The sequence below is a fragment of the Pseudonocardia sp. T1-2H genome (assembly GCF_038039215.1).
Taxonomy (GTDB): Bacteria; Actinomycetota; Actinomycetes; order Mycobacteriales; family Pseudonocardiaceae; genus Pseudonocardia.
The window spans coordinates 6,469,770-6,489,135 of sequence record NZ_JBBPCL010000001.1; the positions used below are offsets into that span (position 1 = coordinate 6,469,770).

Consider the following 19,366-nt stretch of genomic DNA (forward strand, 5'->3'; position numbering starts at 1 on the left):
GAAATGAGCGCGACATGACGCCGCGGCTGCACTTCGGGAGCCCCGTACCCGCCGTCGCGACCCGTCCTCATCCACGAACGGGCGCCTGTGACGATTCTGGCCGTGTCCTAGCCGCACTCCTGTCGGACCGGACCAGTAGAATAAAGGGAGTGTTCCGCGCGGCTCCCCTCATCGGTGCTCGCAGGCGACGCCTGTCGGCGTCCCGCGGCAGATGACGGAAGGGCCGCTCGGTCGTTGAGCAGGTGTGCCCGCGCGTCCGGCGCGGGGCGGCACCGGTTCTCGTGGCGAGGAGACCAACAGCCCGTGGCGGAGAAGAAGAGCGGCTACAGCGCGTCGTCGATCACCGTGCTCGAAGGCCTGGAGGCGGTGCGCAAGCGCCCCGGCATGTACATCGGGTCCACCGGTGAACGCGGGCTGCACCACCTCATCTGGGAGGTCGTGGACAACGCGGTCGACGAGGCGATGGCCGGCTATGCGACGCGGGTGGAGGTCACCCTGACCGCCGACGGCGGTGTCCGCGTGGTCGACGACGGCCGCGGCATCCCGGTGGACATGCACCCGGTCGAGAAGAAGCCGGCCGTCGAGGTCGTGCTCACCGTGCTGCACGCGGGCGGCAAGTTCGACGGCAAGTCCTATGCGGTCTCCGGTGGCCTGCACGGCGTCGGCGTCTCCGTCGTGAACGCGCTGTCCAGCGCGCTCGACGTCGAGATCCATGTCAGCGGGCACGTCTGGCGCCAGCACTACGACCACTCGGTGCCCGGGAAGCTGCACAAGGGCGAGGAGACGAAGAAGACCGGCACGGCCCTCACGTTCTGGCCGGACCCGGAGATCTTCGAGACCACGACGTTCAGCATCGAGACGATCCAGCGCCGGCTGCAGGAGATGGCCTTCCTCAACAAGGGCCTCACGATCGTCCTGCGGGACGAGCGCAACGGCGACACCTCCGACGCGGAGGAGCCGGACGCCGAGGGCTACGTCGCGAAGGTCAAGGAGCACGTCTTCCACTACCCGGGCGGGCTGGAGGACTTCGTCGCCTTCATCAACCGGTCCAAGGAAGCCATCCACAAGAAGGTCATCGGCTTCACCGGAGAGGGCACCGGCCACCAGGTCGAGGTCGCGATGCAGTGGAACTCGGGCTACTCCGAGTCCGTCTACACGTTCGCGAACACGATCAACACGCACGAGGGCGGCACCCACGAGGAGGGTTTCCGCTCCGCGCTCACCAGCACGGTGAACCGCTACGCGCGGGACAAGAAGCTGCTCAAGGAGAAGGACCCGGCGCTCTCCGGGGACGACATCCGCGAGGGCCTCGCCGCGATCGTCAGCGTGAAGGTCGCCGAGCCGCAGTTCGAGGGCCAGACCAAGACCAAGCTCGGCAACACCGAGGTGAAGTCGTTCGTCCAGCGCGTCAGCAACGAGTGGCTGGCGGACTGGTTCGAGCGCAACCCGGCCGAGGCCAAGGTCATCGTCAACAAGGCGGTGTCCTCGGCGCAGGCCCGGATGGCGGCACGCAAGGCCCGCGAGCTCGTCCGGCGCAAGAGCGCCGGGGACATCGGCGGCCTGCCCGGCAAGCTCGCGGACTGCCGTTCGACGGACCCGACCAAGTCCGAGGTCTACATCGTGGAGGGTGACTCCGCGGGCGGCTCGGCCAAGTCCGGCCGGGACTCGATGTTCCAGGCGATCCTGCCGATCCGCGGCAAGATCATCAACGTCGAGAAGGCCCGGATCGACCGCGTCCTCAAGAACACCGAGGTCCAGGCGATCATCACTGCGCTCGGCACCGGCATCCACGACGAGTTCGACATCAACAAGCTTCGCTACCACAAGATCGTGCTGATGGCGGACGCCGACGTCGACGGCCAGCACATCCGCACGCTGCTGCTGACGCTGCTGTTCCGCTTCATGCGTCCGCTGGTCGAGGCCGGCCACGTCTTCCTGGCGCAGCCGCCGCTCTACAAGATCAAGTGGGGTGGGCGCGGCGCGGAGCCGGAGTTCGCCTACTCGGACCGCGAGCGGGACGGGCTGATCGAGGCCGGTCGCGCCGCGGGCAAGAAGCTGCCCAAGGAAGAGGGCGTGCAGCGCTACAAGGGTCTCGGCGAGATGAACGCCAAGGAGCTGTGGGAGACCACGATGGACCCGGCCCACCGGGTGCTCCTGCGCGTCACCCTGGACGACGCCGCGACCGCGGACGAGCTGTTCTCCGTGCTGATGGGCGAGGACGTCGAGTCCCGCCGTTCGTTCATCACCCGCAACGCCAAGGACGTGCGCTTCCTCGACGTCTAGTCACACGAGTGTTCTAGACGGACGTACGGATCGCACGAGCAGAAGAAGGACCACGTGACGGACACCCTGGACCCCACACTCCCGCCGCCGCCCCCGGGCGGCGGGGACCGGATCGAGCCGGTCGACATCCAGCAGGAGATGCAGCGCTCCTACATCGACTACGCGATGAGCGTGATCGTCGGCCGGGCGCTCCCGCTGGTCGAGGACGGGCTCAAGCCGGTGCACCGGCGCGTCCTGTACTCGATGGGGGAGAACGGGTTCCGGCCCGACCGCTCCTACGTCAAGTGCGCCCGTGTCGTCGGCGAGGTGATGGGTAACTACCACCCCCACGGCGACAGCTCGATCTACGACGCGCTCGTCCGGCTCGCGCAGCCGTGGTCGATGCGGTACCCGCTGATCGACGGGCAGGGCAACTTCGGCAGCCGAGGCAACGACCCCGCGGCCGCCATGCGGTACACGGAGTGTCGCCTCACCCCGCTCGCGATGGCGATGCTGCAGGACATCGAGGAAGAAACCGTCGACTTCCTCGACAACTACGACGGCAAGACGCAGGAGCCTGTCGTCCTGCCGTCCCGCGTGCCGAACCTGCTGATCAACGGTAGCTCCGGCATCGCGGTCGGCATGGCCACGAACATCCCGCCGCACAACCTCCGTGAGGTCGGCGAGGGCGTCGTCTGGGCGCTGGACAACTACGAGGCCTCCGACGAGGAGCTCCTCGAGGCGCTGATGGCCCGGATCAAGGGCCCGGACTTCCCGACCGCCGGCCTGATCGTGGGCCGGGACGGCATCGAGTCCGCCTACCGCACGGGCCGTGGCTCGGTGCGGATGCGCGCCGTCGTCGAGGTGGAGGAGGACGGCAAGGGGCGCACCATCCTCGTCGTCACCGAGCTGCCGTACCAGGTCAACCCGGACAACCTCGTCGAGTCGATCGCCGGGATGATCCGCGACGGCAAGCTCGCCGGGATCTCCGAGATCAACGACGAGTCGTCGGACCGCATCGGCATGCGGATCGTGTTCACGCTCAAGCGGGACGCGGTCGCCAAGGTCGTGCTGAACAACCTCTACAAGCACAGCCAGCTGCAGTACAGCTTCGGCGTCAACATGCTGGCGATCGTCGACGGCGTGCCCCGCACGCTGCGGCTGGACCAGGTCGTCCGGAACTACATCCGGCACCAGATCGAGGTCATCGTCCGGCGGACGCGCTACCGGCTGCGCAAGGCCGAGGAGCGCGCCCACATCCTGCGTGGCCTGGTCAAGGCGCTCGACGCGCTGGACGAGGTCATCGCGCTCATCCGGGCGTCGGAGACCGTCGACGTCGCACGCCAGGGCCTGATCAGCCTGCTCGAGGTCGACGACATCCAGGCGCAGGCGATCCTGGACATGCAGCTGCGTCGGCTGGCCGCCCTGGAGCGGCAGAAGATCGTCGACGAGCTGGCCGAGATCGAGCTCGAGATCGCGGACTACGAGGACATCCTCGCCCGCCCCGAGCGACAGCGGCAGATCGTCCGGGACGAGCTGCAGGAGATCGTCGACAAGCACGGCGACGAGCGGCGCAGCCGGCTCGTCCCGGACGACGGCGACGTCACCAACGAGGACCTCATCGCGGTCGAGGACGTGGTCGTCACGATCACGCAGACCGGCTACGCGAAGCGCACCAAGACGGACCTCTACCGGGCGCAGAAGCGCGGCGGCAAGGGCGTGCAGGGTGCCACCCTGAAGCAGGACGACATCGTCGCCCACTTCTTCGTGTGCTCCACCCACGACTGGATGCTGTTCTTCACCAACAAGGGCCGGGTCTACCGGCTCAAGGCCTACGAGCTGCCCGAGGCCAACCGGAACGCGCGCGGTCAGCACGTCGCGAACCTGCTCGCGTTCCAGCCGGACGAGCACATCGCCCAGGTCATGCAGATCAAGGACTACCAGGCCTCCCCGTATCTCGTCCTGGCGACGAGAAACGGTCTGGTCAAGAAGTCGAAGCTGGAGGACTTCGACTCCAACCGCTCCGGTGGCCTGATCGGCATCAACCTCCGGGACTCCGACGAGCTGGTCGGTGCGGTGCTCTGCTCCGCCGAGGACGACCTCCTGCTCGTCTCCGCCGAGGGCCAGTCGATCCGCTTCACGGCGAGCGACGAGGTGCTGCGCCCCATGGGTCGCGCCACGTCCGGCGTGCTGGGGATGCGCTTCAACTCCGGGGACCGGCTGCTGTCCATCGCGGTCGTCCAGCCGGACAGGTTCGTGCTGGTCGCCACGGCCGGCGGCTACGCGAAGCGCACGCCGATCGAGGACTACCCGGTGCAGGGTCGCGGCGGCAAGGGAGTGTTGACCCTCCAGTACGACCGGCGGCGTGGCACGCTGGTCGGGGCGCTCATCGTCGGGATCGACGACGAGCTGTACGCGATCACCTCGACCGGTGGCGTCATCCGGACCTCGGCCCGCGAGGTGCGCAAGGCCGGTCGGCAGACAAAGGGAGTGCGCCTGATGAACCTCGGCGAGAGCGCCACCCTACTGGCGGTGGCACGCAATGCCGAGGACGATGCGGACGACCCCGAGGTGACCGGGACGTCGAGCTGATCGCCGCAGGCGAGCAGATCGTGACCGTGCCGTGCGCCCAGCCGACGACCGAGGAGATCCCCACCTCGTGAGCGAGAACGAGAAGACCCCGCCGGCGCCGTCCGGCGACGGGACCGAGCCCGGCCGCAGCGTCGCGACGGACTCACAGGCCCTCCCCGGAGGTGCGGTGGGTGGCGTGTCACCGTCCGGGCAGACAAGGCCCAACGGCGCGCCGACCCCCGTCGGGGGGGCGCCTGTGGCGCACGGCACACCGACCCCGGTCGCAGGCGTTCCGGTGGCGAACGGCGGGTCCGGCAACGGCTCGGCGGCGGGTCCGGTGTCCGGTGGGACGGCTGCTCCGGCGCCGTCCGCCGGCTCGTCCGGTCCGCAGCCGCCGTCGCCGACCAGCCGGAGCGCCGGGCGCCCGGATGCCGGTGCCGTACCGGAGGCGTCGTCCCACGCGGCTCCCGCGTCCGGTGAGCTGCCTACGCAGCGTCCGGCCGAGCCGGGGACGGTTGCGGACGCCGGTCCCCCCTCGGACGGCTCGCCGCCCCCGTGGCGTCGCGTCCCGGGGGACGAGAGCGCCACCCAGCAGGTGCGCCGTCCGGCCCCGGCCGCGCCGGCCCCGTCGGTGGCGGACAGCCTGCTGAGCGAGGCACCGACCGCCTACCTCGACCGCAACGCGGCCGGCATGCCGCCGGCAGCGGCCGCGGCGCCGCTCCTCGGCGGTCAGGGCCAGCCCGAGGGCACCGACGGACGCCCCGAGGCGCCGCCGGTCCGCAGCCGCGCCCCCCGCCAGGCGCTGCTGCAGGTCAAACGGTTCGACCCGTGGTCGGTGCTGAAGCTGGCCCTCGTGCTGGCCGTCGTGCTGTTCTTCATCTGGCTCGTGGCGGTCGGCGTGCTCTACGGCGTGCTCGACGGCATCGGCGTCTGGGACCGGCTCAACGGCACCTACGCGGACCTCGTGTCCGGCGAGACCCGGACCGGCAGCTCGCTCATCAGCGCGGGCCGGGTGTTCGGTCTCGCGGCCGTCGTCGGGGCGATCAACAGCCTGCTGTTCGCCGTCGCGATGACGGTGGGCGCGTTCGTCTACAACGTCTCCGCCGACCTGGTCGGCGGGGTCGAGGTCACGCTCTCCGAGCGGGACTGACCAGCGGTTTCGGGTTCTGCACCGCCGCAGGGGAGGGGGTGCAGAACCCACTGGAGGGCTCCTGTAGAGTTCTCCATGCCGCAGGGGCCTATAGCTCAGTTGGTTAGAGCGCGTCGCTGATAACGACGAGGTCGCTGGTTCAAATCCAGCTAGGCCCACTCCCATCGGCACCGGTCATCGAAGGTGGACGACGATGAAGAAGATCCTCGCTCTCCTCGCCGTCGCCGGAGCCGCGTTCCTGGTCCTCGCCAAGCTTCGTTCGAAGTCGGACGAGGACCTGTGGCACGAGGCCACCACGCGCTGACCGCCCGCTCCCGCGGGGCCACGGGGTACCGTGACCTGCACGGGGACGTAGCTCAATTGGCAGAGCACTGCCTTTGCAAGGCAGGGGTTAGGGGTTCGATTCCCCTCGTCTCCACCACAGCCTGACCAGCACGAACGCTGGCACCGGGCTTGCTCGTCACGAGGCCGTCGAGGTGTTCGTGCCCCCCGCGTGCCCCTTCTCGTCGGGATCGCGCCCATCGTGCCCCTCAGCGAGTCGCCCCGATCGGTGGTTCGTGATCTGTTCGTTGAGCCTGTCGGCCCGCCATGTACGAACGCGCGGATCTCGGCGACCGCCTTGTCTCCGAACGTCGGCACCAGGTGGAGACGGAACGCGTAGCCGTAGCGCTGCCGGGTCGTCTCGCTCAGCTCACGCTCCACCAACCAGCGCCCGCCGAACTCGGCGAAGGACACGCGGCCACGGTCCGGGTCGATCCAGTCTCCGCGCGCCATCTCGGTGCGGATCTCGGCGAGCCAGTCTGTCGCCTCACGCTTCCGGTCGAAGGTGCGCGGCGCCGGTCGGAGGACTCCGTCGGGACCGGGGTAGCGGACCTGCCATCTGCCGGAGGGAAGTTGCCGGACGCGTCCGAAGTCGCGGCGCGCCATCAGGCAGCCCGCCCGGAGCGTACGACGGCCGGCACTCGGCCGCGGTCGATCAGGCCGTCCACCGTCGACGCCGCCACGCGAGATCAGGGAACGTCCAGTGCGGTGGCGACCTCCTCGCGGCGCGCCAGAGGCGCTGCCTGTAGGCGAACGCTGCGCACATACCTACTTCCGCACGCGGAAGCGGAGCATCGTAACGGGACCCGACTGCCTGTTGCTGAACGGTTCAAGGTCGATTCTGCCGAGCCCGGAGGTCGAGAAACGCACGCCGTCGCCGAGCAGCACTGGCAGGACATACACCAGAACCTCGTCGACGAGACCTCGCTGTAGGCACTGACTGGCCATGTCGGCTCCGAGGATTTCCAGGTTCTTCCCACGCGCGGCGGCGCGCGCCGTCGCGACGGCCTCCCCGAGATCGCAGGTGAGGAATGTGACCCCCTGCTCCGGTTCGTCCGGCGGCTGGTGCGTCAGGACGAACACAGGCCCCCCGTCGTAGTTGGTGTCCTCGTCGGGCATCCGCTTGGCGACCTCGTGGGTACCCCGGCCGGCCAGCATGGCGCCGGTGGCCTGCATGACCTCAGGAAACGGGTCCCCTTTCATGCACTCGATGATCCAGTCCATCGCGTTGTCGGGGCCGGCGATGAAGCCGTCCAGCGACATCGCCCTGTTCACGACGACCTTGCCCAGGCCGGCATCCGTATCGCTCATGCCGGTGACGACCCGGCGCAAGTCACGAACTCATCGGCGTCGGCGGAAAGATCTGTCCCAGCGACGACGAGGGACACGCTCCTCGGCAGGTCAGCACGGGAGAGACCGCACGCGTACGGGTCCCGACAGATCTCGGAAGCGAGTGACGAGGCGAGCGCGGACCATGCACAGACGCAGGAGAGCGGTCCGCGGCTCCGCCGCAGGTCAAGGCCCGGTTGACAGTGGTCTGTAAATCCACTCCCTCTAACCGTGACGGTCCACGCTGAGCCGTTAACACCCACTCGCACGACGAGTTCGAGCAACGGCATGAGCGAGGGGATGGCCCGTGCCCGCGGCGTGCCCCATCCGTGCCCGTACCCGCCGGTCGCCTGCGGGGACTCACCGCTGGGCGCAGGCCCGGGACGCGATCTACGACCAGATCATGGACAAGGGCTGGGACCAGCAGCGGCAGGCGTTCGTCCAGCACTACGGCAGTCAGGTGCTGGACTCCTCGCTGCTGCGGATGTCCAGTGTCGGCTTCATCGCCCCGCAGGATCCGCTGTGGCTCTCCACCCTGCGGGCGATGGACGAGGAACTGGTGACCGACAGTCTGGTCTACCGCTACGACCCGGGAGCCTCGCCGGATGGCCTGCTCGGCGACGAGGGGACGTTCTCGCTCTGCACGTTCATGTACGTCGACGCGCTCGCCCGCGCCGGCCACCTCGACGACGCCCGGCTCGCGTTCGAGAAGATGCTCACCTATGCCAACCACGTCGGGCTCTATTCCGAGGAGAGCGCCCTGACGGGAGAACAGATCGGCAACTTCCCGCAGGCGTTCACCCACCTCGCGCTGATCGACGCCGCCATCACCCTGGACGAGGCGTTGAATACGGCGGGCCGGCGGTGAAGTGATCGGCCGGTTCACCCGCGATGGCCACGCTCGTGACTGAGCTGTCGAGAGTCCCGCCGTCGCCCCGTCTACTTCGTCAACACGCTGGTGCTCAGGCACGCGGGTTCTGGCGCCGCCTGCGAGCGGCGGCACCGGAGGTCACTCTTGCGGCAGCGGTGGGTCGGCGTCGACTCGACCGCTTGTGTTTGTCGGTCAGTGCAGTGCCAGCTTCAGCAGAATGACTGCAACGCCGAGCATGGCGCTCGCGGCCGCCCACCCGAGAGCGCTGAGCAGACTGGCGTCCGAGCGGCGTGCGGCTCCGTAGCCGAGGTTGGCGAGCAGCACGGTTGACAGGCACAGCGCCGCGAGCACCGCGGTCGGCAACTCTGCACCGAGCGCCGATGCGACCAGTAGCGCGACTACTGGCAAATAGGAGGCCTGCAGCATCGGCCAGCCGTGGTGCAGTGCGACTATCACGGCTTGCCGGTCGGGAACCGAGCCGCGGGCTCCGGCGGCGAGTAGCTCGGCGTAGCGCTCGGTCACCCAGTAGACGAGCAGCGTGACGACGACCGAGATGACGACCTGGCCGAGCGCGCCGTGGAGGCTTGCGGCCACCATCACCGCCGAACCCACCACGGTGCCGTAGATTGCGTGAGCGAGCTCCCGCTCGTCCCTCCAGCGAGAGCCGAGGCGGCCAATGGCCTGTCGGGCTCCGGTCTCCCTGCTCCGGCGCGGTCTCCCTGCTCCGGCGCTCCGGTCGGCACCGTTGCCGGTTGGTTGCGGTGTCGCGGTCACGTGGGTGAAGGGACTGCGCGGTCGTCTACGGGCGCCAGAGCGGCCGACCCGGGCTCCATCCCTAGCACTTTCGCCTTCGCGTGGCGGAACTCCTCGTCGGAAATGGTGCTGCGGTCCCGGAGGTCGGCGAGTTCGTCCGCGGTGCTCGGTGTGGCGGCTCCAGCTGTCTCCCGGACGTGGAAGTCGCGCTTGTTCCGTCGTGCGTCTGCCCGGACGCGCTCGTTCATCGATCGCCCGCGCGCGATCAGGGAGACGAGGGTACCGAGCCACGGCGCGACGATCAGGAACAGTGTCCAGAGCGCTTTGCCCCATCCCGACAGCTCGCGCCGGAAGAGGTCGCCCAGGATGGCGATCAGCAACCAGGCCCAGGCGAAGAGGATCATGAACCAGAAGATGGGCACCACCACGTCCCACAAGTGCATGTCGAACTCCTTCATCCACGCACGGCGTGACCGGTACAGCGGAGGCACCCGCTGAGCACGCAACCGTCGCTCGGACGCCGCTAGTCGGCATCACCCGCAGGGGGCGAGGTAGGGCGGTCGTCCCTGGCCGACGAGGACCACTGGGGTGCCATCAGTCCTCGGGCTCCCCGCGTCGGGGCCGGGAAGCCGATCGCGTCCGCCGCATCACCACCGCCGGCGCCGCCCGGCACGCGCACCGATTCGGCTGACGCTCCTCGCGCGACGGTCGCGACCGCTACCCGCAGGTCACCCGCCTGGCCAGGCCGGAGGTGATCCGGCTACGTCCCCGCGCCCTCGCCCCACAACACAGACCGCCGCGGCGCTGTCCCCGGGTGATGCGCCCGCACGACAGCCAAGCCGTTGAGGACGTGATCGAGGTCGCCGTCCTGGTCCGGATCGACTTCGCCTCCGCGCTGGTCGCGCGAGTGGAACTCGCCGGGCCCGACGCGTGGTGCTGCACCGCCATCCGGCTCGGACAGAACCACATGCATCGAAGCAGCAGCTCGGCGCTTCGACGCACGCTCGCCGGTCTACCTCTGGACGAACAGGGCTCCGCACCCGATGGACGAGCCGCGTCGTGCGGATCGACGAGGACGAGCTTCCGACTCGCCAGCTGGATGACGGACAAGCTCAAGGCCTCTCGGGTCGAGCACCCGCAGCCGCGAACCGTCGAAGCAGCCATCGTCTGAGAGCTACATTCGCCGCTCAACGTCAACGGAGCTGGCTCGGGCAGTTGGTGGCGACGGCCCTGAGGTCGGTCGCATTCTTGCCCACAATCGAGTATTTCTCCGACTGTGGTCACCTTTTGCAGGTGGTGACGACCCGCACGGTGCACCGGTACGGTCAACAGCCGGCACATCCACGTCTGATACATCGTTGACGGCGTGCGGGCGGGGATCGACTATGAACCCGCCGAATCGACCACTGCGATGTTCGGTGGCAACTCGAACTGGCGCGGCCCGCTGTGGTTCCCACTGAACTACATGGTGATCAGCGCGCTGGAGCGCTACGACCGCTTCTTCGGCGACGACCACACGGAGGAGTAGCTGCTGTTCTCCGACGGCCTGGCCGTGATGCCGCTGGTGATCGTCGCCGTCGTGGTCGCGCAGGTCGTGGCTGCCCGGCTGGCGCCGCCGCCGGTCATCCCCGCGGGGTGATGCCTTTCCGGCACCGGTGCTGCGACGCTCGCCGGAAAGACCTCCCGGGTGGTGGGCAGCGGATCAGGCGATGCGAGGAGATGTGGGATGAGCGACCTCTCCCTGGCCGGGCGCGCGCGGGCAACGTGGTCGCAGGCCGCGGCCCGGCGCGACGCCGGGTGCGCCGGGAGACTGGGTGCGCCGTGAGGGACGACAGGTTGCCCGCACCGGAGCCCGCGCCGATGAGCCGGCGGGAGCGGCGCACCCTGCGCGCGATCGAGGTGGCCCTGACCGACGACGATCCCGATCTCGCCCTGCTGCTGCGCGCCGACCGCGGGTCCGGCCGCCGGGAGCAGTGGACGCGGATCGCCCGGAGGACGGTGGGCCTCGCGGTGGTCCTGTTCGTGGCCGGGCTGATCCTGGCCGTCCCCGTGCTGATGGCGGTCGGTGCGATGATCCTGCTGGTCCTACCGCCGCTGGCCTGGGTGGTCGCGCACTTCCAGCCGCCGCCCGGGTGAGCCCGTTCGCCCGTCGCGGGTGAGGCCGGGTGCGCGGTGCGGTTCTAGCGTCGCCCCGGTGACGACGTCGGCTGCCGATGATCCGAGCGTCCCCGCCGTCCGCCGGCGGAGGCGGCGAAGGCGGAGCGCAAGCAGGCCCGGCGCCGCACGCACACCGCCGCGCCGCCCGCCCCGGAGCCGGTGGCTCACAGCGTCCCCGGGCAGCAGGTCGGCGGTCCGGGGGCGGGGTGGCACCGCCCCCGGCGCCGCGCGGCTGACCCGCAGGTCGTGTCCCTGCGCGGCGTGAGTACCGAGGCGATGCTGCTGGCCTTGTCCGCCGTGATCCGGCCGACGGCGTGGCCGCGCTGTTCGCGAACGGCGGGTGATCACGGTGGTGTTCCTGGGTGTCGTGGGCGGATCGGCCGTGTCCGGCGTGGTCGGCCCGGGAGCTTCGTCGGTCTGGGGGCGTCGTCGGTCTGGGGGGCGGGGTGGTGGGTGCTCGCCCGTGAGGGGTGATGTCGCCCGGTGGCCGGGTCCGCAGAATGCGGGCGACCGGCCGGGCGGACGCGGCGTTCCCTGTGGGGGGCTGCACCGGGCCCGGGTCGCGACCGGGCAGATGTGGACGCCGTGCGGATGTGGATGTCGTGCGGGTGTGGATGTCGTGCGGGTGTGGATGAGGAGGCTGGGTATGGGGACTTTGACGGTGTGGAAGTTCGATTCGGCGGGTGGGGCTGAGAGTGCTCTGCAGTTGTTGAAGCAGCTGCAGAAGGAGGAGTTGATCCGGATCGACGATGCGGCTTACGTTTTCTGGCCTGCGGATCGGAAGAAGCCGAAGACCCAGCAGCTTCACGATATGAGTGGTGCGGGTGCGTTGGGGGGGAGTTTCTGGGGTCTGTTGTTCGGGTTGATCTTTTTCGTGCCGTTGCTCGGGCTGGCGGTGGGGGCCGCGATGGGGGCGCTTTCCGGGTCGATGGCCGATGTGGGGATCGATGACGGGTTTATCAAGGAGGTGCGGGAGAAGGTGACGCCGGGGACGTCGGCGTTGTTTGTGATGTCGTCGAATGTGGTGCCGGACAAGGTCTTGGAGCGTTTCGGGACGACCGGGGCGTCGTTGATCTCGACGAATCTGTCGGGTGAGCAGGAGGCGAGGCTGCGTGAGGCGTTCTCCGAGGTCGAGCACGTCTGACGGGGGTGGTGAGGGGTGGGTCCGGCCGGCCCCGCCCGTGTTCACCGGGCGCCGGGTGATCAGGGCGCCTTCACCCGGCGCGGGGGATGCCGGGCCCGCTGCGGGAAGCCCACCGTGCTCCCGGGGCGCACCGGCCCCGCCGGAGGGGAGTGAGGATGAGCGGGATCGAGGTCGGGAGCCATCACGGGCATCTCGTGCTGCACACGGTTCGCCAGGTGCACTTCCACGACGCCGCGGCCCCGGCCGCCACGATGGTCACTCCGTCGGTGTTCGTCGCCGCGCGGGACGAGCAGGGCGCGCTGCTGCTGGTCCGCCGCTGCGACAGCGGGACGTGGGAGCTCCCCGGTGGCCGGGTCGACGTCGGCGAGAGCGCGTGCGACGCCGGTGTCCGCGAGACCGCCGAGGAGGCGGGCGTGCAGGTGCACATCACCGGACTCGTGGGCCTGTTCACCGACCCCGGGCACGTCGTGGTGGCACCGGGGGGCGGCGCGACGAGACAACAGTTCGTGGTGTGCCTGCACGCCCGGGCGGCCGGGGGCCGGCCGTGGCCGGACGGACGGGAGACGAGTGCCGCCGCCTGGTTCGACCCGTCGGCCATCGATGCCCTGCCCATAGAGCCGGGGACGGCCCGCTGGATCCGGTACGCGCTCTCCGGCGCGTCCGAACCCCACCTGGACTAGCGCGTACACCCCCGAGACACACCCGCGAGACACAACCCCGAGCAGGAGGGGTGATGACCCGGACCACCACCGCCCGACGTCCGCCGGCGAGGCGAGCGGCCCGATCGCCCGCCGAGGCCCCTTACCTCACCCGTGCCGAACGGGTGGCCCGGGGCCGGGCGCTGCGGGCCGAGGTGCCGAGGGCCGCGCACGCCGAGTTCACCCCCGGCGCCGGCCGCGCCGACCCGCTCGAGCTGCTGGCGAGCCAGGACACCGCCCGGCTGCCGGAGCTGCTGCCGATCCGCTACGGCCGGATGGCGGTCTCCCCGTTCACCTTCTACCGGGGCGCCGCCCTGCCGATGGCGAGCGACCTCGTCGACACCCCACGGACCGGTCTCCTGGTGCAGGCCTGCGGGGATGCCCACTGTGCGAACTTCGGGATGTTCGCCTCGCCGGAGCGGCGGCTGATGTTCGACGCCAACGACTTCGACGAGACGCTGCCGGGCCCGTGGGAATGGGACGTCAAGCGGCTCGCGGCGAGCCTGGAGATCGCGGCGCGGGACAACGGCTACCCCGGCCGGGCCCGCCGGGAGATCGTGCTCGCCGCGGTCGCCGGCTACCGCACGGCGATGCGCGACTTCGCGGCCGACACCTCCCTGGACGTCTGGTACGCCGCCGCCGACATCGACTCCGTCCGCTCCCGCTTCAAGCACGTGATCCGCGGGTCCCGCGCCGAACGCTTCGCGAAGTCGATCGACAAGGCGAAGACCAAGGACAACCTCGGCACGCTCGCCCGCTTCGCCGGGGTGACCGACGACGGGGCACGGATCGTCGCGGAACCGCCGCTGATCGTGCCGGTCTCCGAGCTGACGGAGTCCCGGTCGGACCCTGCCGCGGTGATGGACGGGCTGCGCGAGGTCCTCGCCGCCTACCGGACGAGCCTGGAACCGGAGCGGCGCGTGCTGCTGGACCGCTACCGGCTGGTCGACGTGGCCCGCAAGGTGGTCGGGGTCGGGAGCGTCGGCACTCGCTCCTGGATGCTCCTGATGCTGGGCGAGGACGTCACGGATCCGCTGTTCCTGCAGGCCAAGGAGGCCGGGCCCTCGGTGCTCGAGCGCTTCCTCGGCCCGAGCGAGTACCCGAACGCAGGGCAGCGGGTGGTGGTCGGGCAGCGGATGATGCAGGCGGTCAGCGACATCTTCCTGGGCTGGGTCCGCGTTCATGGGTTCGACGGACGCACCCGGGACTTCTACGTGCGCCAGCTGCGGGACTGGAAGGGCTCCGCGGACCTCGCCAGGATGGTGCCGAAGGCCATGCGTGCCTACGGCGAGCTGTGCGGATGGACCCTCGCCCGGGCGCACGCCCGGACCGGGGACCGGCTCGCGATCGCGGCCTACCTGGGTTCGGGAACCGCGTTCGACGTCGCCGTCCGCGAGTTCGCCGTGGCCTATGCCGACCAGACCGAGCGCGACCACGCGGCACTGGTCGACGCGATCGCGGGCGGGCGGGTCACCGCCCGGGCGGACCTGTAGTCCGGTCGCGTCGTCTGATCACGGACGCGGGAAGCACACGAGCCGGACGCGGCGTCTCCCGCAGCGGGAGTTGTCATGTCGGCCGTCGACGATCTGACGGAGCCGCTCGAACGCGCGGGCGCGGCCGAACGCGTGGCACTCGCGTCGAAGTGGAAGGAACGCGCCGACGGCGAAGCCCTGCCGGATCCTGGCAAGGCCGGATCCGTGTCATCCCGGGCGGGTGATGCTGGTGTGTTCTGGGCCGGGCAGGCTTTTGTTCACCGGCGCTGGGTGCGTCGTCGTTGGTCGACGGGGGTTGGGGATGGACAGCCGTCGTACGGATTGGTCTTTCACAGGATCTCGATCGGGGTGTGGTGCTCGCCGGGGCTGTGTCGGTCGGGATGAGTGGTCTTTTGGGCTTGGTCGGGTTTTCGGTGGGTAGCGCTGCTTTGGTCGGGGCGGGGTGGCGTTGGTATCGCCGGGTGGATTTGGCGCCGCGGGAGCTTGCGGGGTTGAGGTGGGAGCAGGTCGGGGCGGCTGTCGGGGCGGGTGTGGGGGCGTGGCAGCGGGCGGAGGAGAAGGGCTGTACCCCTCGGCGGGAGCGGACGCTCTGAGCGCGGGACGGGTCGTGGGGGTGGTCGGCCCCGGGGGAGGTTCCAGGGAGAGGAAGTGCTCATGGTCGGGCAGGGTTCCGGTGGTACCACCAGTGCTCCGGAGGGGCGGGGGCTGCGGCTCGGTGGTGGAGCGATCGCGGCGCTGATCGGGGTGGGGTTGCTTGTGGTGTTCATGTTTCAGAACACCGAGCGGATCACGTTGGATTTCCTGTTCTGGAGTTTCACGTGGCCGTTGTGGTTGTTCACGCTGGTGACGGCGTTGATCGGGGCGATGGTCTGGTTCGGGGTCGGTGTCGTTCGCCGTCACTGGCGCCGTACGGCGCGCCGGGCGGACCGCCGGGACTGACGCGGACCGGGGTCGCGTCCGCTCATTCCGTGGCGGGCGCGGCCCGGTCGCGCATGTGCCGGCGCGCCGACGTCGACGACAGGTCCGATGGTCGATCCCGACGGGTCGCCGGTCCTCATCCGAATCGGATGAACGGGACCGCGCCGTAGCCCTCGACGACCGTCGGTCGTCTCCTTTCACTCGCCGCGGGCGAGTCGGCCGGGCGGGGAGGCGGCCACGATGGCCGATGGACGCGGACACCCAGAACGTCGGAACCCGAGGAACGGAGCCGCTCATGTCGGACGTCGAGATCAAGCGAACCGAGTCACTCTCCCGCGAAGAGGCAGCGGAACGGTTGTCCGCACTCGCCGCCGCGCTCTCCGAAGGCGGTCACGTCGAGGTCAGGCTGGGGGCCAGCACCGTGAAACTCCACGTTCCCGACCACGTGCAGTGCGAGGTCGAGGTGGAGGTCGACGGTGACGATGTCGAGCTCGAGGTGGAGCTCACCTGGTCGACCGCTCCGGTGTCGCAACCAGCCTCGGTGCCCCCACCGCAGTCCGCTCCGCGGCAGGCTGGTCGCACCCGGTCTGCAAAGCGTGACGCCGGGAACTGACCTCGATCCGGTCCGGGCGGGGCACTCCGGGTCATCCGGTGCGGGCGAGGACGAACCGAGTCGCGGGGCGGAGCCTGGAGTCCTGGTGTCGACGGGCCGGGTTGTAGGGAGGCGAGCGGCGATGGCGCGGTACGAGGTGTGTGTGCGCGGACGGTTGTCCGAGCGTGCGCGAGGCGCGTTCTGCTCGATGGAGGTGAAGGCGGTGCCATCGCAGACGCTCCTGTTCGGCGTGCTTCCCGCTCAATCCGACCTGCACGAGCTGCTGGCGCTGTGCAGCGACATGGGCCTGGAGGTGCTCTCCCTGCAGCGGCTACCGGGCTGACCGCGACGACAGGGCGGTCACCCTCTCCGGATGAGGTGACGGCGCCGGCCGCGGATGACACTGGCCGCCGCGTCGTCCCCAAGGATTCGTGAGCGGCGCTCGGAACCACGAGAGGGAGAGTCATGGCCATCGGACCCGTCCAGCTGATCGTTCTAGGATTTCCCGAGCCCGATTTCCACGGTCAGATCGCCGCGGAGCTGGAGCGCCTGCGGGAGAGTGACGCGGTCCGGGTGATCGACGCCCTCGCGGTGCACAAGACCACCGACGGCGAGGTCGAGGTGGCGCACCTGAGCAACCTGTCCGACGACGAGGCGACCGAGCTCGGCAGCGTGGTGGGGGCTCTGGTCGGGTTGGGGATCGAGGGCGAGGAAGGGCTCGAGGCGGGTGCGGAAGCCGGTGCGCGGGCCGCCGCGGACGGCATTCACGCGTTCTCCGACGAGGACGCGTGGGACGTGATCGAGGAGATCCCGGACGGATCGGCCGCGGCGCTCGTGCTGCTCGAACACCACTGGGCGGTGCCGCTCCGCGACGCCGTCGCCGCCGCCGGCGGGTTCCGCATCGCCGACGGTTTCATCAGCCCGCTGGACCTGATCGGGATCGGCATGCTGAGCGCGGAGGAAGCGCGCGAGCTGCACGCCATGGAGACCGCCACGGTCGGCGCCGGCTGAGGGGTCGTGCCCCGACGACACCGGAGCAGCGGAGAGGAGGTGGATCATGTTCGGATCCCGCAGGGTCGCGCGGCGCACCGCTCGACGGACCGCGCGGCGCGTCAGCCGCCGCCGCGACTGATCACCTGACCGCGTCAGGCCGTGAGCCGACGCACCACGAGGCCTCCCTCACTCGCGTGGCGGAGGCCTCGTGCTGTGTGCGGCCACTCACCCAGCCCGGCGATGGCTCTTCCGGCGGACGGGAGCAGGGAATTTCGGCGGAAGGGCCCCCGAAGGCACCGGCACCGCAGCCTCCGAGACGAGATGAGGCTTGATGGGCACGAGGCGGTATGAGTTCCGGGTCGACGGCAGGTTGTCGGAGGAGGCCCGGGACGCCTTCGCCGACATGCAGATCAGCGAGGCGCCGGTGCAGACAGTCATCGAGGGGGAGGTGCTCGACGAGGCGCACCTGCGCGGCATCATCGCCCAGTTCCAGACGCTGGGCATCACGCTAGTGTCCGTCCACCCCGTCCCGCGGGCGGAGTAGGGCCGACCCGTCGCCGAGGCGGTTCACGGCGACGCCTTCGATCGACCGCGGCGCCCGGCGCGGCGGGTGGTCACCGCGCCGGCTGTCCGCCGAGGACGCGGAGCAGGGCGGTGACGGCGTCCTGGAACCCGGCGGGTGCCACAGCGGCGGGAGCGACGCCGGGCGCGTTCACCGGGGTCCGGACGCGCAGCGCGCCCGGTAGCGAGCGGAACCGCAGCGGCGGGGCCAGCTGCAGCGCCTCGCCGTCGACTCCGACGTCCACCAGCGGGTCCGCCGAGTCGACCTCGAACTCCGGGGTCGTCCACGCCCGGTAGCCGTGGAAGCGCTCGATGTGCCCGCTGGCCTCCGCGGAGAGCAGGCTCGGCATGTCCCGCGCGCGGTCCACCGTCACCGTGACGACGCCGAGGACGCCGGTGTCCATGCGCTCCCGGGTGCCGAACCCGTTGAGGCTGTCCAGACGGTAGACGCCGTTGGAGACGAGCAGGACGTCGGCGTGGCCCCCGGCTTCGCCGTCGGCACGGGTGAAGCGCAGGTCGAGGCGCTCGGCTTCCGGGCCCAGCAGCTGGGGGAGTAGCTGGGCGGCGGTCGCGAGCTTCGCGTCGCGGTACGCGTCGGACTGGACGACGGTGGCGTACGCGCCGAGCGAGGCGTTGTTGACGAACACCCGGTCCCCGAGCAGGGCCAGGTCGATGCGGCGCTCGACCGCGCTGTCGTAGGCGTCCAGAGCGGCCGTGACGTCGGCGCGGTCCAGCCCGAGGTCGAGGGCGAAGTGGTTGCGGGTACCGGCCGGAACGCAGACGAACGCGACGTCGTGCCGGCGGGCGATGTCCGCGACGAGAGCCTGCGAGCCGTCGCCCCCGGCCATCCCGATCACGTCCGCGCCCTTCGCGACGGCCTGCTCGGCGAGCGCCTGCAGGTCGTCCCCGCGCCGCAGCACCACCGGCTCCACGCCGCGTTGCCGCGCCTCCTGCTCCAGGCCGAACCGCTCGACCTTCCCGCCGCCGGACCACGGGTTCATGATCAGGACGCCCTGCCGGGCGCGCCCCACGGACCGGGCCCCGGCCGAGCCGTGCGCGAGGTCGTGGCCGATCGCCACCCGGGCCGCCGCCGTGGCCACCAGGACGAGCGCGACGACGGCGACGATCCGCAGCATCGAGCCGGCGAACAGCAGCGCCACCGCTGTCGCCAGCGCGACGACCGCCGCCACGCTCGCGGCCAGCCGGCGGCCGCCGTGGTTCACCAACGCCGTCCACGCGGCGACCACGGTGATGACGATGAGCAGCACCACCAGGATCAGTACCAGCGGATCCCGCAGGAAGGTCGACACCGCGACCGCGGCCGCCGCCAGGAGGGTGAGCAGCGCGCCTCCGGCGGCCAGGCGTCGAGCGGTCGAGGGCGGTGGGGGCGCGAGTCCCGCGCCAGGGGACCCGTCCGGTGCGTTCATGACACTCGGCCTCCTCAGGACGACCACGGAACGACCACCGTGGCCCGTGGCCGGGCCGGCGGCGTCACCCCGCCCGGGTGACTCCGCCCACCAGTGGGAGGCGCCCAGCGCTCGGGGATCACGGGC

19 protein-coding genes, 2 tRNA genes and 1 pseudogene are annotated in these 19,366 nt (G+C 70.4%); 18 read left to right on the forward strand and 4 right to left on the reverse strand.

Going from position 1 to position 19,366, the window contains the following annotated elements; all coding sequences use genetic code 11:
* Positions 1-303 precede the first annotated feature (303 nt).
* The 6 genes from gyrB to WBK50_RS31895 all read left to right on the forward strand — a co-directional run bounded on the left by gyrB (position 304) and on the right by WBK50_RS31895 (position 6,404).
* Complete coding sequence (gene gyrB / locus WBK50_RS31870; RefSeq protein WP_341339098.1) at positions 304-2,283, forward strand: DNA topoisomerase (ATP-hydrolyzing) subunit B; 1,980 nt, start codon at positions 304-306, stop codon at positions 2,281-2,283.
* A gap of 66 nt (positions 2,284-2,349) precedes the next feature.
* Entirely contained in the window at positions 2,350-4,854 is a 2,505-nt protein-coding gene (gyrA, locus tag WBK50_RS31875) for a DNA gyrase subunit A (protein ID WP_445942415.1), read from the forward strand.
* Between the two features lie 574 nt (positions 4,855-5,428).
* On the forward strand, positions 5,429-5,983 hold the full coding sequence (locus tag WBK50_RS35515; protein ID WP_445942328.1) for a DUF3566 domain-containing protein: 555 nt from the start codon (positions 5,429-5,431) through the stop codon (positions 5,981-5,983).
* 84 nt (positions 5,984-6,067) lie between these two features.
* A tRNA-Ile gene (locus tag WBK50_RS31885) sits at positions 6,068-6,141 on the forward strand.
* A gap of 35 nt (positions 6,142-6,176) precedes the next feature.
* Complete coding sequence (locus tag WBK50_RS31890; protein ID WP_341339100.1) at positions 6,177-6,287, forward strand: DLW-39 family protein; 111 nt, start codon at positions 6,177-6,179, stop codon at positions 6,285-6,287.
* A 41-nt stretch (positions 6,288-6,328) separates the two neighbouring features.
* Positions 6,329-6,404 (forward strand) — tRNA-Ala (locus tag WBK50_RS31895).
* A gap of 668 nt (positions 6,405-7,072) precedes the next feature.
* On the opposite strand, the gene WBK50_RS31900 is transcribed toward WBK50_RS31895, so the two are convergent.
* A complete protein-coding gene (locus WBK50_RS31900) occupies positions 7,073-7,636 on the reverse strand; it encodes a dihydrofolate reductase family protein (RefSeq protein WP_341339101.1) in 564 nt (187 codons plus the stop codon).
* A 328-nt stretch (positions 7,637-7,964) separates the two neighbouring features.
* On the opposite strand from WBK50_RS31900, the pseudogene WBK50_RS31905 reads away from it, so the two are divergent.
* Positions 7,965-8,501 (forward strand): annotated as a pseudogene (locus WBK50_RS31905) (glycoside hydrolase family 15 protein); the annotation flags it as partial.
* Positions 8,502-8,696: 195 nt separating this feature from the next.
* On the opposite strand, the gene WBK50_RS31910 reads toward WBK50_RS31905, so the two are convergent.
* Both WBK50_RS31910 and WBK50_RS31915 read right to left on the reverse strand, forming a co-directional pair.
* Positions 8,697-9,116 (reverse strand): hypothetical protein, encoded by a 420-nt coding sequence (locus tag WBK50_RS31910; protein WP_341339103.1) that lies wholly within the window; start codon positions 9,114-9,116, stop codon positions 8,697-8,699.
* 158 nt (positions 9,117-9,274) lie between these two features.
* Complete coding sequence (locus WBK50_RS31915; RefSeq protein WP_341339104.1) at positions 9,275-9,715, reverse strand: SHOCT domain-containing protein; 441 nt, start codon at positions 9,713-9,715, stop codon at positions 9,275-9,277.
* A gap of 392 nt (positions 9,716-10,107) precedes the next feature.
* Here WBK50_RS31915 and WBK50_RS31920 point away from each other — a divergent pair, with 392 nt between their 5' ends.
* From WBK50_RS31920 to WBK50_RS31970, 11 genes are all read left to right on the forward strand, one after another.
* On the forward strand, positions 10,108-10,428 hold the full coding sequence (locus tag WBK50_RS31920) for a hypothetical protein (RefSeq protein ID WP_341339105.1): 321 nt from the start codon (positions 10,108-10,110) through the stop codon (positions 10,426-10,428).
* Between the two features lie 195 nt (positions 10,429-10,623).
* Positions 10,624-10,785, forward strand: a complete 162-nt coding sequence (locus WBK50_RS31925; RefSeq protein ID WP_341339106.1) for a hypothetical protein — start codon at positions 10,624-10,626, stop codon at positions 10,783-10,785.
* Positions 10,786-11,093: 308 nt separating this feature from the next.
* Positions 11,094-11,393 (forward strand): DUF3040 domain-containing protein, encoded by a 300-nt coding sequence (locus WBK50_RS31930; RefSeq protein WP_341339107.1) that lies wholly within the window; start codon positions 11,094-11,096, stop codon positions 11,391-11,393.
* Between the two features lie 667 nt (positions 11,394-12,060).
* Positions 12,061-12,558: a DUF1269 domain-containing protein gene (locus WBK50_RS31935; protein ID WP_341339108.1), complete on the forward strand. Its 498-nt coding sequence runs from the start codon at positions 12,061-12,063 to the stop codon at positions 12,556-12,558.
* Between the two features lie 155 nt (positions 12,559-12,713).
* Complete coding sequence (locus WBK50_RS31940) at positions 12,714-13,238, forward strand: NUDIX hydrolase (RefSeq protein WP_341339109.1); 525 nt, start codon at positions 12,714-12,716, stop codon at positions 13,236-13,238.
* Between the two features lie 53 nt (positions 13,239-13,291).
* Positions 13,292-14,749, forward strand: a complete 1,458-nt coding sequence (locus tag WBK50_RS31945) for a DUF2252 domain-containing protein (protein WP_341339110.1) — start codon at positions 13,292-13,294, stop codon at positions 14,747-14,749.
* 75 nt (positions 14,750-14,824) lie between these two features.
* Entirely contained in the window at positions 14,825-15,133 is a 309-nt protein-coding gene (locus WBK50_RS31950; protein WP_341339111.1) for a hypothetical protein, read from the forward strand.
* Between the two features lie 270 nt (positions 15,134-15,403).
* Positions 15,404-15,688 carry a LapA family protein gene (locus WBK50_RS31955; protein WP_341339112.1) on the forward strand — a complete coding sequence of 95 codons (285 nt, stop codon included), beginning with the start codon at positions 15,404-15,406 and terminating at the stop codon, positions 15,686-15,688.
* 274 nt (positions 15,689-15,962) lie between these two features.
* A complete protein-coding gene (locus WBK50_RS31960) occupies positions 15,963-16,280 on the forward strand; it encodes an amphi-Trp domain-containing protein (protein ID WP_341339113.1) in 318 nt (105 codons plus the stop codon).
* Between the two features lie 444 nt (positions 16,281-16,724).
* Positions 16,725-17,270 carry a hypothetical protein gene (locus WBK50_RS31965; RefSeq protein ID WP_341339114.1) on the forward strand — a complete coding sequence of 182 codons (546 nt, stop codon included), beginning with the start codon at positions 16,725-16,727 and terminating at the stop codon, positions 17,268-17,270.
* A gap of 313 nt (positions 17,271-17,583) precedes the next feature.
* A complete protein-coding gene (locus WBK50_RS31970; protein WP_341339115.1) occupies positions 17,584-17,796 on the forward strand; it encodes a hypothetical protein in 213 nt (70 codons plus the stop codon).
* Positions 17,797-17,866: 70 nt separating this feature from the next.
* Here the strand turns inward: WBK50_RS31970 and WBK50_RS31975 are convergent, their stop codons facing one another.
* Entirely contained in the window at positions 17,867-19,240 is a 1,374-nt protein-coding gene (locus WBK50_RS31975; protein ID WP_341339116.1) for a diacylglycerol/lipid kinase family protein, read from the reverse strand.
* Positions 19,241-19,366 lie beyond the last annotated feature (126 nt).